The following is a 13513-nucleotide window of genomic DNA, read 5'->3' as shown; positions in this document are numbered from 1 at the left end:
ACGTCGCTTCGATCTTCATGAGTCACATCTAAGCAAGCCCTGTGCCGAGTTTTCCAACCGGTCCGTGGCAACGAGAGGAGTCGCCAAATGGCTGGTGTATTGGACGCAGTCAACCAACGTACCCAACTGGTGGGCCAGAACCGTCTGGAACTGCTGCTGTTCCGCCTGGACGGCTCGCAGCTCTATGGCATCAACGTCTTCAAGGTGAAGGAGGTGCTGCAGTGCCCCAAACTCACCGTGATGCCGAAATCGAGTCCGGTGGTACGGGGCGTGGCCAGCATTCGCGGCGGCACCTTTCCCATCATCGACCTGGCCATGGCCACCGGTCGCCGTGGGCTGGAAGACATCAACAACTGCTTCGTGATCATCACCGAGTACAACACCAAGGTGCAGGGCTTCCTGGTGCGCTCGGTGGAGCGGATCGTCAACATGAACTGGGAAGGCATCAACCCGCCGCCCAAGGGCACCGGTCGTGATCACTACCTAACCGCCGTCACCCGGGTCGACAACCAGCTCGTCGAGATCATCGACGTGGAAAAGATCCTGTCCGAAGTCGCACCGTCCGTCGAAACCGTATCGGCCGGCGTCATCAGCGAAGTGGTACAGGCCAAGGCCGTCACCAAGCGCGTCCTGATCGTCGACGACTCCTCGGTGGCCCGCAAGCAGGTGAGTCGCTGCCTGGAAACCGTCGGGGTAGAGGTCATCTCCCTCAACGACGGCCGCCAGGCCCTGAATTACCTCCAGGCCATGGTGGCCGAAGGCAAGCGCCCGGAAGAGGAATTGCTGATGATCATTTCCGACATCGAGATGCCGGAAATGGATGGCTACACCCTGACGGCGGAAATCCGTCATGATTCGCGGATGCAGAAAGTGCATATACTGCTGCATACCTCCTTGTCCGGCGTCTTCAACCAGGCGATGGTCAAGAAGGTCGGTGCGGACGACTTCCTGGCCAAGTTCCGCCCCGATGATCTTGCCTCCCGGGTAGCCGAGCGCATCAACGCGGTCGACAGTCACTAGGTGAAGGCGTCTCTATCCCGGTATCCAGAAGGCGGAGCGGCAGTGTCAGCAGTCAACGCGGATTTTGTGCTTTTTCGTGATTTCCTCGAGAAATCCAGCGGGATCCTGCTCGGTGACAACAAGCAGTACCTCGTCTCCAGTCGGCTCAACAAGCTGATGGAGACCGAAGGGATCAAGACGTTGTCGGAGTTGGTGCAGCGCATCCAGATGCAGCCCCGTGGCGGGTTGCGGGAAAAGGTCATCGATGCGATGACGACCAACGAAACCCTGTGGTTTCGCGACACCTATCCCTTCGAGGTGCTCAAGAACCGCCTCTTGCCGGAGTTGACCAAGAACACCTTCGGCCAGCGCCTGCGGGTCTGGTCGGCGGCCTGCTCCTCGGGTCAGGAACCCTATTCGCTGTCCATGACCATGGACGAATTCGAGCGCAGTGCGGCAGGGCAGGGGCGTGGCGGCATGCAGATCGTGGCGACCGACCTGTCCGGCGCCATTCTCACCGCGGCCAAGTCCGGCGAATACGATTCGCTGGCGATCGGTCGGGGGCTGTCCCAGGAGCGCCTGCAGCGCTACTTCGACGTGCAGCAGCCGGGGCGCTGGGCGGTCAAGCCGGCGATTCGCAGCCGCATCGAATTCCGTGCGCTGAATCTGCTGGACAGCTATGCCAGCCTCGGCAAGTTCGACATGGTGTTCTGCCGCAACGTGCTGATCTACTTTTCCGCCGAGGTGAAGAAGGACATCCTCACGCGCATCCACAGCACCCTCAAGCCGGGCGGCTATCTGTTCCTGGGCGCCTCCGAGGCCCTCAATGGCCTGCCGGATCTCTATCAGATGGTGCAGTGCAATCCGGGCATCATCTACAAGGCCAAGTAGGCCGGTCGATGGACACCCCAAGGGCAGACCCAGGTCTGCCCTTTCTTTTGCGCCAAAGTTTTGCCGCCCCGGCCTCGGGGCCCGGCAAAGACGGCGGAAAAACCTTGCCGCTTGCCGTCGTTCTGACTGCCACCCTGCGCTAAGCCCTTGATTTAGATGGATGCTGGAGACTGGCACGGGCCTTGCTAAATCGCTTGCAAGCCACGTCAAAGGTCTCTCGACATGAGCATCAGTTTCGACAAAGCACTCGGGTTGCACGAGCAGGCGCTGAACTTCCGTTCGCAGCGTGCCGAGGTGTTGGGCAACAACATCGCCAATGCCGACACCCCAGGCTACAAGGCACGGGATCTGGATTTCAGCGCCGTGATGGCGGAGCAGGCGGCCAAGAGCGCGCCGGGGGCTTCCGGCCACTATCAGCTGGAAACCACCAACAGCCGCCATATCGCTGCCGAAGGCTTCGACATGGGCATGGGCGACTCGGCGTTGAAATATCGCATCCCCACTCAGCCCTCGGTGGACCAGAACACCGTGGATGCGCAGGTCGAGCAGGCCAACTACGCGGAGAACGCGATGAATTTCCAGGCCAGTTTCACCCTGCTCAATAGCAAGTTCAAGGGGCTGATGTCGGCCCTGCGCGGAGAATAGCCATGTCCCTGAGTTCGCTGTTCAACATCGCCGGCAGCGGGATGAGCGCCCAGAACGTTCGCCTCAATACCGTGGCCAGCAACATGGCCAACGCCGATTCCGTGTCTTCCAGCGTCGACCAGACCTACAAGGCGCGGCACCCGGTGTTCGCCGCCCAGCTCAACGAGGCCCAGGGCGGCGCCTCGCTGTTCGACGACCAGGATCAGGCCGGGGTCGGGGTGGAGGTCAAGGGCATCGTCGAGGACCAGAGCGAGGTACAGAAGCGCTATGAGCCCAACCACCCGATGGCGGACAAGGACGGCTACGTCTACTACCCCAATGTGAACGTGGTGGAGGAGATGGCCGACATGATTTCGGCCAGTCGCGCCTTCCAGACCAATGCGGAAATGATGAATACCGCCAAACAGATGATGCAGAAGGTGCTGACCCTCGGTCAGTAAGGAACCGGCGCCATGGCCATAAGCACGACCAATTCCACCGCTCAGTCGGTACTCGACAAGTACTCGCTCAACAAGACGAGTGCCACGGGTGACAGCAGCGGCAGCGAGACCAAGAAGACTAGCCAGCTCGGCAAGGACGAGTTCCTCAAGCTGATGGTCGCCCAGATGAACAACCAGAATCCGCTGGAGCCCCAGGGCAATGGCGAATTCATCGCGCAGCTGGCGCAATTCAGTACCGTCGAAGGCATCACCAACCTCAACACCAGCGTCAGCTCGATCCTTTCCGGCAGCCAGTCTTCCCAGGCGTTGCAGGCGTCCACCCTGGTGGGACGCAAGGTGATCGTCGACAGCGACCAGGTCAAGGTGGATACCACCGCGGACTTCAAGGGGGCGCTCAACCTGACCGCTTCCAGCTCCAATGTCTGGGTCAACGTCTATGACACCAGCGGCAGTCAGGTGAACCGCCTGAACCTGGGACAGCAATCCAGCGGCCTGGTGAACTTTACCTGGGATGGCACCGATGCCAGTGGCAAGAAGCTGGACGCAGGCACCTATCGCTTCGAGGCCCAGGCCAGCATCGATGGCAAGACCGAAGCCATGAAAACCAGTTTGCCGGCTAACGTCGACAGCGTGACGCTGGGGCAGAACGGCGGCGAAATGACACTCAACCTTGCCGGCGTCGGCAGCATCGGCATCTCCAAAGTCCAGGCGGTCGGCCAGTAAGGCGCGGCACACGAGAGGAATCCAGCATGTCTTTCAATATCGGTTTGAGCGGCATCAAGGCCGCGTCCAGTGACCTCAACATCACCGGCAACAACATCGCCAACGCCAGCACCGTCGGCTTCAAACAGTCGCGGGCGGAATTCCAGGATCTCTATGCCGCCTCGGTGCTGGGCACCGGCAAGAATGCCCAGGGCAGCGGCGTGCTGCTGGGCAATGTCGGCCAGCTGTTCAACCAGGGCACCATCGATTCCACGCAGAATGCGCTGGACATGGGCATCAATGGCAACGGCTTCTTCATGACCAGCAACAACGGTGCCGTCCAGTACACCCGTGCGGGTTACTTCGGCACCGACAAGCAAGGCTTCATCGTCGACAACAACGGCTACAAGCTGCAGGGCTACACCACCAATGCCCAAGGCCTGCTGCAGCCCGGCGTACGCAGCGACCTGCGCATCGAGACGGCCAGTCAGGCGCCCAAGTCCACCACCCAGATCGCTCAGCAGTTCAACCTGAACTCGACCAGCGCACCGCCGACGCTGACGCCCTTCGATCCCTCGGATCCGAAAACCTACAACTCCTCGACCTCGCTGAACATCTATGACAGCCAGGGTAACTCCCACGTCATGTCGCAGTACTTCGTCAAGGCACCGGCGCCGGCCACCAATCAGTGGTCGATGCAGGTGCTGATCGATGGGCGCAATCCGCTGGATCCGGGTATCGCCACCAAAACGGCCAATACGGCGGCAGGGGTTGCCGGTGCCACGGCGAATGATGTCGCTACGGCTGTCAACAACATGTCCGGGGCCACGCCCCAGGTGAAGACCATCGCCAACAACGCAGCTGCCGCTACCGGTGCGACTGCGGCCTCGGTCGCCGCAGCAGTGGCCGCCTATGGCACCCAGCCGCAGAGCTTTGGCGTGACCTTCGATGCGGCCGGCAAGCTGAGCACCGTGACCTCTTCTTCGTCGGGCGTCAGCATCGATCCCAAGACCAACATCATCACCTTCGCCGCCGACCCCACCGGCTCGAGCGGCAGTGGCTGGATCCCGGCGATATCCGATGGTGGCAACCCGGCGAACTACAGCTGGAACGGCGCGCTGGGCAACACGGGCGGCTTCACCTTCGATCCGCGCGGCTCGACGCAATTCTCTACGGCCTTCGCGGTGAACAGCGTCAACCAGGACGGCTACACCACCGGTCAGCTGTCCGGTCTGGAGATCGACGATACCGGTCAGATCTTCGCGCGCTACACCAACGGTCAGTCCAAGGTGCAGGGTCAGGTGATCCTGGCCAACTTCGCCAACGTCCAAGGCCTGACGCCCATGGGCAAGACTTCCTGGACCGAATCCGCCGAGTCCGGCCAGCCGGTGGTGGGCACGCCGCGGGCCGGTACCCTGGGGGCCCTGCAATCCGGTGCGTTGGAGGCGTCCAACGTCGACATCTCCACCGAGCTGGTCGACATGATCGTGGCGCAGCGCAACTACCAGGCGAACGCTAAGACCATCGAGACCGAGAACGCCATCACCCAGACCATCATCAACCTGCGTTGATGTCGTTTCTCTGACGGCTTGCCGCTCAGACGTCAGGAAAAGCCTCCTTTGGGAGGCTTTTCTATTCTCAAGCCCTTGATTCAGCAGGTTTTTCGTTTTCTGGAACGGGCCTTGCTAAAGAACCTCCGAACGCAAGCTTGGCGGCAATCGGCCGCCGTCGGAGGATCAGATGGACAAGCTGCTGTACGTCGCCATGACCGGCGCCAGCCAGAACGAAATGGCCCAGCGCGCCCATGCCAACAACCTGGCCAACGTCTCGACCTCGGGATTCCGCAAGGATCTCGAGCAGGCGCGCTCGATGCAGGTGTTCGGCGAGACCATGCCGTCGCGCGTCTATTCCATGAGCGAACGGCCGGCGACGGACTTCACGCCCGGCGCGCTGCAGGAAACCGGGCGTGATCTGGACGTGGCCATCCAGGGGCCGGGTTTCGTCGCGGTCCAGGATCCCTCCGGCAAGGAGGCCTATGTGCGTACCTCCAGTCTGCAGATCGATCCCCTCGGCATGCTGCGGACCGGCAGTGGTATGCCGGTGCTCGGCAATGGCGGACCCATCGCCGTGCCGCCCGCTTCCAAGGTGGAAATCGGTCAGGACGGCAGCATCACCATTCGCGGCTCCGGCCAGGCAGCCAATGCCCTGGCCCAGGTCGATCGCATCAAGCTGGTCAATCCCGACACCAAGCAGATGGAAAAGGGGCTCGACGGCCTGCTGCACATGAAGCAGGGCCAGGCGGCGCCGCCTATGGATGCCAATGTGTCCCTGGTGTCCGGCTTCGTCGAGTCGAGCAATGTCAATGCGGCGGAGGAGATGACCTCGATCCTGTCGCTGTCCCGCCAGTTCGAACTGCAGGTGAAGATGATGCGCAGCGCCGAAGACAACGACGCGGCGCTGGCAAAGGTTTTGCAATTCTCCTGATCAAGGCTAGCGCCGACGTAAAACCGGCACTTCGAGGAATACCATCATGATGTCGTCACTGTGGGTCGCCAAGACCGGTCTGTCCGCCCAGGACATGAACCTCACCACCATTTCCAACAACCTGGCCAACGTGTCCACCACGGGCTTCAAGCGCGACCGCGCCGAATTCCAGGACCTGCTGTACCAGATCCGGCGCCAGCCGGGTGCCCAGTCCACCCAGGACAATCAGCTGCCCTCCGGCCTGCAGCTGGGTACCGGTGTGCGCATCGTCGGCACCCAGAAGAACTTCACCGAGGGTTCGCTGCAGACCACCGACCAGCCGCTGGACATGGCCATCAACGGCGACGGCTTCTTCCAGGTGACCATGCCCGACGGGACCATCAACTACACCCGTGACGGCACCTTCCACCTGAATGCCGATGGCCAGCTCGTCACCGCCAACGGCTTCGCCCTGCAGCCCGCCATCGTGCTGCCGGCCGATACCAAGACCTTTACCGTCGGCGAAGACGGTACCGTGTCGGTCACCACCGCCGGCCAGGCCGCGCCCCAGGTCATCGGCAACCTGCAGATCGCCCAGTTCGTCAACCCGGGCGGTCTCCAGGCCGTGGGCCAGAACCTGTTCAGCGAGACCGCCTCCAGCGGCGCGCCCCAGGTTGGCACCCCGGGTCTGAACGGCCTCGGCACCGTGCTGCAGAGCACCCTGGAAAACTCCAACGTGAGCACGGTGGAGGAGCTGGTGAACATGATCACCACCCAGCGCGCCTACGAGATGAATTCCAAGGTCATCAAAGCGGCCGACGACATGCTCGGCTTCGTCAGTCAACAGCTCTAATCCCCTGTGAGGACGCGCTCCATGAAACCTCTGTTCGCCGTCGCCCCGCTCCTGGGAGCGCTCGTACTCGCAGGATGCGTAGCCCCGGCCGCCAAGCCGGACGATCCCTATTACGCTCCGGTGTTGCCGCGCACGCCGGTGCCGGCGGCGCAGAACAACGGCGCCATCTTCCAGTCGGGGTTCGAACAGAATCTCTATACCGACCGCAAGGCCTTCCGCGTGGGCGACATCATCACCGTCACCCTGCAGGAGAAGACCCAGGCCAGCAAGAACGCCAGTTCCGACGTCGCCAAGAACAGCAAGGCGACCCTCGGGCTGACTTCGCTGTTCGGTGCCAAGCCGAAGATCCCCAATCCCCTGGCCGACGGCGACCTGAGCCTGGACGCCGGCTTCTCCGGCAACCGCTCCAACACCGGCAAGTCCACCGCGGCCCAGGGCAACAGCCTGTCCGGCTCGCTGACCGTGACCATCGCCGAGGTGCTGCCCAACGGCATCCTGGTGGTCCGCGGCGAGAAGTGGTTGACGCTTAACACCGGCAACGAACTCATGCGCATCCAGGGCATGGTCCGCGCCGATGACATCGCCACCGACAACACCGTGTCGTCCACCCGCGTGGCCGATGCGCGGATCACGTATTCGGGCACCGGCGCCTTCGCCGATGCCAGTCAGCCGGGCTGGCTGAGCCAGTTCTTCGGCAGCCCGCTGATGCCCTTCTGAGGATGAGCGCCATGTTCAAGACCCTCATCGCCGCTGCCGCCCTGGCCCTGGTCATGCCCCTGGCCCAGGCGGATCGGCTGAAGGACATCGCCAGCATCCAGGGCGTGCGGACCAACCAGCTGATCGGCTACGGCCTGGTGGTGGGTCTGCCCGGGACCGGCGACCAGACCACCCAGACGCCCTTCACCGTGCAGACCTTCAACAACATGCTGGCCCAGTTCGGCATCAAGGTGCCGCCGGGTACCACCGCGCAGCTGAAGAACGTCGCCGCGGTGTCCATCCATGCCGATCTGCCGGCCTTCGCCAAGCCCGGCCAGACCATCGACATCACCGTGTCCTCCATCGGCAACTCCAAGAGCCTGAGAGGCGGCAGCCTGCTGCTCTCGCCGCTCAAGGGGATCGATGGCCAGATCTACGCCATCGCCCAGGGCAACCTGGTGGTGGGTGGTTTTGACGCCGAAGGTCGCGATGGCTCGAAGATCACCGTCAACGTTCCGTCGTCCGGCCGCATTCCCAATGGCGCCACCGTCGAGCGGCCGGTGCCGAGCGGCTTCGACCAGGGCAACAGCATCACGCTGGACCTCAATCGCAGCGACTTCACCACCGCCAAGCGCATCGTCGACAAGATCAACGAGACACTTGGCGCGGGTGTTGCATCCGCTGTTGATGCCGGATCGATTCGCGTCACGGCGCCGGTGGATCCCAGCCAGCGCGTCGACTACATCTCGATCCTGGAGAACATGGAAGTGGATCCGGGGCAGGCGGTGGCCAAGGTCATCGTCAACTCCCGCACCGGGACCATCGTCATCGGCCAGAACGTCAAGGTCTCGCCGGCGGCGGTGACCCAGGGCAGCCTGACCGTGACCATCAGCGAGGACCCCCAGGTGAGCCAGCCCAATCCCTTGTCGGGTGGGCAGACGGTGGTGACCCCCCAGTCGACCGTCAAGGCCAAGCAGGAGGCCAAGCCGATGTTCAAGTTCGGTCCGGGTACCACGTTGGACGAGATCGTGAGAGCGGTGAATCAGGTGGGCGCTGCGCCCAGCGACCTGGTCGCCATTCTCGAAGCGTTGAAACAGGCCGGCGCCTTGCAGGCCGATCTGATCGTTATCTAAGGAGAACGGGCGATGGAATCTCGTCTGGGTGGCAACTACGGCAACGTCAAGGATTCGGGGGCCTTCACCGACCTGAATCGGTTGGCCCAGATGAAGGGTAAGGATCGCGACAGCTCGGAAAACGTCAAGAAGGTCGCCGGCGAATTCGAGTCGCTGTTCCTGAGCCAGATGCTCAAGTCCATGCGCAGCGCCAACCAGGCGCTGGCGGACAAGGACAGCCCCTTTTCCAGCGAGACCACCAAGCAGTACCAGGACATGTACGACCAGCAGCTGGCCGTTTCCCTGTCCCGGGATGGCGGTGGTATCGGCCTGGCCAACGTGCTCGAGCGTCAGCTGAGCAAGACCGCCCAGCCGTCGAGCCGCCCTAATCCCTTCGCCCAGGTCGGCCAGGCTGCGCCCACCGAAGGCCAGCTGGCCGCCGGCCGCAACGCCAAGCTCAACGACGTGGCGAGCCACGGCCTCAAGCCCGCCACTAACGTAGCGTCCTCCGGGCGGGACGATTCCAGCGCGCTGAATTCGCGCCGGTTGGCCCTGCCCGGGCGTCTGGCCGAGCGTACCGCCGCCAATATTTCCGGCGCGGCGGAGCAGGGCGCCACCCTCAAGCAGAGTTTTCAGGACGTCGCGGCCGCCCAGAGCGCCTGGCGCCAGCAGGCCACGCAACCCGGCAGCAAGCCGGCCGCCGCGACCGAGGCCGTCGCCAGCGTGGACGGCGCCGCTGCCACCGGCAAGACCCGTTTCCGCACCCGTCAGGAATTCGTCGACACCATGATGCCCATGGCCGAGGCCGCGGCGAAGCGCCTGGGCGTGGACCCCAAGTACCTGGTCGCCCAGGCGGCGCTGGAAACCGGCTGGGGCAAGCACATGGTCAAGCAGGCCGATGGCAGCAACAGCAACAACCTGTTCGGCATCAAATCCCACGGCTGGGACGGCGGCAGCGCCCCGGCGGTGACCCAGGAATTCGTCAACGGCAAGGCTGTGACCGAGACCGCCAAGTTCCGCACCTACGATTCCTTCGCCGATAGCTTCCACGATTACGTGAACTTCCTGCAGAGCAACGACCGCTATGACAAGGCGCTGTCCACCAACGGCAACTCCGAGCGCTTCATGCAGGGGCTGCAGCAGGCCGGCTACGCCACCGATCCGCACTACGCACGCAAGGTGATCCAGATCGCCCGCAACATGAACACCTATCAGACGGTCGCCTCCCTGGGCACCAGTCCGTCCCGCGGTTGAGGTGAGCCATGGCTGATCTACTTTCCATTGGTCTATCGGGCCTGAGGTCCACGCAAAACGCCCTGACCACCACCGGTCACAACATCGCCAACGTCAATACGCCCGGCTATTCGCGGCAGGAGGCCATCCAGCAGACCAACATCGCCCAGTTCAATGGCTCGGGTTATGTCGGCTCCGGCTCCCAGACGGTGGATGTGCGTCGCCTCGCCAGTGATTTCCTCACCAGCCAGGTGCGCTCGGCCAACAGCCAGAACAGCGAGTTGCAGGCTTTCAAGAGCCAGATCTCCCAGCTCGACGGCCTGCTGTCCGACAACACCACCGGTATCACGCCGGCGATGCAGAAGTTCTTCGCCACCCTGCAGACCGCGTCCCAGGATCCGTCCTCGGTCCCGGCGCGGGAGGCCGTGCTTGCCCAGGCGCAGGGGCTGAGCAAGTCCTTCAATACCCTGTATGACCAGATCGACAAGCAGAACAGCCAGATCAACGATCAGCTGTCGGCCCTCACCGGTCAGATCAATTCCCTGGCCAAAAGCGTCGGCAGCCTGAACGATGCCATTGCCCGTTCCAAGGCAGCCGGCGCGGCGCCCAACGATCTGATCGATTCGCGGGACCAGGCCATCAAGCAGCTGTCCGGCATGGTCGGTTTGCAGGTGGTCAGCCAGGACGATGGCTCGCTCAACCTGTTCGTCGGCACCGGCCAGCCACTGGTGGTCGGCAGCAACGTTTCGACGCTGACCGCTCAACCGGGCAATGACGATCCGTCGCGCTATCAGATCACCCTGACGGCGGGCAGTACCTCGCAGATCATCACCTCGCAGGTCAGTGGTGGCGAGATGGGGGGCCTGCTGTCCTATAGAGACACGGCACTGGACCATGCCTTCAATAGCCTCGGTCAGCTGGCGCTGACCCTGACCGATACCCTGAACAAGCAGCTGGGGCAGGGTCTGGATCTGGCGGGCAATGCCGGTTCGGCGCTGTTCAGCGACGTCAACGGCGGCCAGAGCACCGGTCTGCGAGTCATGGGGCGGTCCACCAACTTCGGCTCGGCTACAGCCACGCTGAACATCACCGATACGTCCAAGCTCAATCCGAGCGACTATCGGCTGGATTTCGACGGCACCAACTTCAAGGCGCTGCGCATCAGTGATAGCACCAGCATCACGGTGACCCGCAGCGGTACCGATCCGGTCACCCTGACCTTCGCCGATGCCAAGGGTACCGATCAGGGTTTCAAGGTGCAGTTCACCGCGGCCGAACTGAACAAGGCCCAGGCGGGCGACGTCTTCAGCCTCCAGCCCACCCGTCGCGGTGCGGCGCAGATGAGTGTGGAGCTGAGCCAATCCAGCCAACTGGGCTTCGCGGGTACCGCCAAGGCTGCCAGCACTACCAACAACCGTGGTACCGGTGCTATCACCCAGCCTGACCTGAAGAGTGCGCCTTCGCCGGTCAGTACCGCCGATCTGGGTAGGCTGTTCGGTAGTGGTGGCATCAAGCTGAGTTTCAATGCCGCCGCTGGCAACCTGACCGGGACCCTGCCCACCGGGGCCAGCCTGAGTTATGTCTCGCCGTCCACTACCGGCCTGACCTCGGGTCAGACCAATACCTTGCGGCTGCAATACACCGACCCGAACACCAACAACAGCTACAGCTACGATTTCAACGTCAGCGGCGTGCCGCAGGATGGCGACAGCTTCACCCTGGGTGCCAACAGTGGCGCCGTCTCGGACAACCGCAATGCCCTGAACCTGGTGGCCTTGCAGACCAAGACCACCATGGGCGGCTATGGCACGACCGGTACCACTTACAACAACGCCTACGGCGGCCTGGTGGAGCGGGTCGGTACCCTGACCGCCCAGGTGCGGGTGGACTCGGCCGCCAGTGAGACCGTGCTCAAGCAATCCGAAGACAATCGTGATTCCCTGTCAGCGGTGAACCTGGACGAAGAGGCGGCCAAGCTCGTCCAGTTCCAGCAGTACTACGGTGCCTCGGCGCAGGTCATCAAGATCGCCCAGTCGCTGTTCGACACCCTGATCGGCGCCTTCAGATAAGGAACCCGCCCATGCGCATCTCTACGGTCCAGGCGTTCAACAATGGCATCAGCGGCCTGCAGAGCAACTATGGCGATGTCAGCCGCTCCCAGGAACAGATCAGCACCGGCAAGAAGATCCTCACCCCGGCGGACGATCCGGTGGCGTCGATCAAGCTGTTGCAGCTGAGCCAGGAAGAGGCGCTCAACGGTCAGTACAACACCGGTATGACCGCCGCCAAGAACAGCCTCACTACCCAGGAATCCATGCTGACCTCAGTGGAGACGGTGCTGACGCGTATTCGCGAGATCGCCGTCCAGGCCGGCAACGGTGCCCTGGATCCAACCGATCGCGCCTCTCTGGCCAAGGAAGTCGGGCAGCGCGAAGACGAGCTGATGAACCTGATGAACAGCAAGGATGCCAGTGGCAAATACCTGTTCTCCGGTTCTATGGGTGACACCCAGCCCTATGTGCGTAACGCCGACGGCACCTACAGCTACAACGGCGACGAAGGGCAGCGCAGCGTACAGATCGCCAGCTCCACCTTCGTGCCCCTCAGCGACAGCGGCAAGGACGCCTTCGAGAACAACTTCAACGCCAATCGGGTGGATACCAGCAAGGGGACGACCAATACCGGTACCGGGCGGATCTCCCTCGGCCTGGTGACGGACAAGGGCGCCTATGACTCGACCTTTCCGGCCAGCGCGCCGCCGGTAGCCAGTGACGGTATCGGCATCCATTTCCTCGATGACAAGAAATACGTCGTCTACGACCTCGCCAAGGCACCTACGGCCGCCCAATGGGCGGCCTACGATCCGGCCAATCCACCCGCGGGCCAACTCAAGGTGGACAGCCTGGACAGCACCCAGGAAGCCAGCAAATCCATCAGCTATGGCGGGGTGAAGGTGCAGATGGATGGCGTTCCGGCTGCCGGTGACGAATTCAAGATCACCCGCGACACCGCCAACGAGAAGCGCAGCCTGCTCAACGTGGTATCAGACCTGCGCAAGGCGCTGGAGAATGGCGACAGCAGTACCGAAGGGGTCTACCAGATCCGTGACAGCGCTGCCGTGGCCCTGAGCAACCTGGATACGGCTTACACCCAGGTCGACGGCGTGCGTGGCAAGGTCGGCGCGCGTCTCAACGTCATCGACTCCACCAGTGACTTCATCGCCAACGTCAGCCTGGTCAACAAGTCGGTGCAGTCTGATCTCCAGGATCTCGACTATCCCGAGGCGCTGTCGCGTTACGCCTTGCAGAACACCGTACTGCAGGCATCGCAGCAGAGTTTCGTGAAGATCGCCCAGTTGAGTCTGTTCAAGTACCTGTAAGGACAGAGGTCAAGGCGTAACGGGATTGGCCGATTTTTTGCTGCTACTCTTTCGCTAGGCTAGATGCGCCGGTTTTCCGCCGCCTCCGCCGCTCGACTCA

13 protein-coding genes are annotated in these 13513 nt (G+C 62.7%); all 13 read left to right on the top strand.

From position 1 onward, the window contains the following. Positions 1-87: 87 nt before the first annotated feature. The 13 genes from OXS31_RS14545 (at position 88) to flgL (ending at position 13413) form a co-directional block, all read left to right on the top strand. The gene (locus OXS31_RS14545) at positions 88-1020 is read left to right on the top strand and encodes a chemotaxis protein CheV (RefSeq protein WP_007160449.1); all 933 of its coding nucleotides are present in this window, start codon (positions 88-90) and stop codon (positions 1018-1020) included. 42 nt (positions 1021-1062) lie between these two features. After that, on the top strand, positions 1063-1890 hold the full coding sequence (gene cheR / locus OXS31_RS14540; RefSeq protein WP_267399847.1) for a protein-glutamate O-methyltransferase CheR: 828 nt from the start codon (positions 1063-1065) through the stop codon (positions 1888-1890). Positions 1891-2112: 222 nt separating this feature from the next. Next, positions 2113-2535 carry a flagellar basal body rod protein FlgB gene (gene flgB / locus OXS31_RS14535; RefSeq protein WP_017642008.1) on the top strand — a complete coding sequence of 141 codons (423 nt, stop codon included), beginning with the start codon at positions 2113-2115 and terminating at the stop codon, positions 2533-2535. A 2-nt stretch (positions 2536-2537) separates the two neighbouring features. Then, the gene (flgC, locus tag OXS31_RS14530) at positions 2538-2975 is read left to right on the top strand and encodes a flagellar basal body rod protein FlgC (protein ID WP_267399844.1); all 438 of its coding nucleotides are present in this window, start codon (positions 2538-2540) and stop codon (positions 2973-2975) included. A 12-nt stretch (positions 2976-2987) separates the two neighbouring features. Then, positions 2988-3698, top strand: a complete 711-nt coding sequence (gene flgD, locus OXS31_RS14525; protein ID WP_197851417.1) for a flagellar hook assembly protein FlgD — start codon at positions 2988-2990, stop codon at positions 3696-3698. A gap of 26 nt (positions 3699-3724) precedes the next feature. Continuing rightward, positions 3725-5248 (top strand): flagellar hook protein FlgE, encoded by a 1524-nt coding sequence (locus OXS31_RS14520; protein ID WP_181083282.1) that lies wholly within the window; start codon positions 3725-3727, stop codon positions 5246-5248. Positions 5249-5417: 169 nt separating this feature from the next. After that, positions 5418-6161: a flagellar basal body rod protein FlgF gene (locus OXS31_RS14515; protein WP_027598032.1), complete on the top strand. Its 744-nt coding sequence runs from the start codon at positions 5418-5420 to the stop codon at positions 6159-6161. Positions 6162-6207: 46 nt separating this feature from the next. Next, positions 6208-6993, top strand: coding sequence for a flagellar basal-body rod protein FlgG (gene flgG / locus OXS31_RS14510; protein ID WP_027598031.1), 786 nt, complete (start codon positions 6208-6210; stop codon positions 6991-6993). A gap of 21 nt (positions 6994-7014) precedes the next feature. Next, positions 7015-7710, top strand: a complete 696-nt coding sequence (gene flgH / locus OXS31_RS14505) for a flagellar basal body L-ring protein FlgH (protein ID WP_027601645.1) — start codon at positions 7015-7017, stop codon at positions 7708-7710. A gap of 11 nt (positions 7711-7721) precedes the next feature. Next, on the top strand, positions 7722-8822 hold the full coding sequence (locus OXS31_RS14500; protein WP_007160438.1) for a flagellar basal body P-ring protein FlgI: 1101 nt from the start codon (positions 7722-7724) through the stop codon (positions 8820-8822). 12 nt (positions 8823-8834) lie between these two features. Next, positions 8835-10055, top strand: coding sequence for a flagellar assembly peptidoglycan hydrolase FlgJ (gene flgJ, locus OXS31_RS14495; RefSeq protein ID WP_074584327.1), 1221 nt, complete (start codon positions 8835-8837; stop codon positions 10053-10055). An 8-nt stretch (positions 10056-10063) separates the two neighbouring features. Next, complete coding sequence (flgK, locus tag OXS31_RS14490) at positions 10064-12103, top strand: flagellar hook-associated protein FlgK (protein ID WP_027598027.1); 2040 nt, start codon at positions 10064-10066, stop codon at positions 12101-12103. Positions 12104-12114: 11 nt separating this feature from the next. Then, the gene (flgL, locus tag OXS31_RS14485; RefSeq protein ID WP_027598026.1) at positions 12115-13413 is read left to right on the top strand and encodes a flagellar hook-associated protein FlgL; all 1299 of its coding nucleotides are present in this window, start codon (positions 12115-12117) and stop codon (positions 13411-13413) included. Positions 13414-13513 lie beyond the last annotated feature (100 nt).

The sequence above is a fragment of the Pseudomonas sp. GM_Psu_1 genome, assembly GCF_026544185.1.
Lineage (GTDB): Bacteria > Pseudomonadota > Gammaproteobacteria > Pseudomonadales > Pseudomonadaceae > Chryseomonas > Chryseomonas oryzihabitans.
This window is presented reverse-complemented; position numbering and strand designations above follow the sequence as displayed.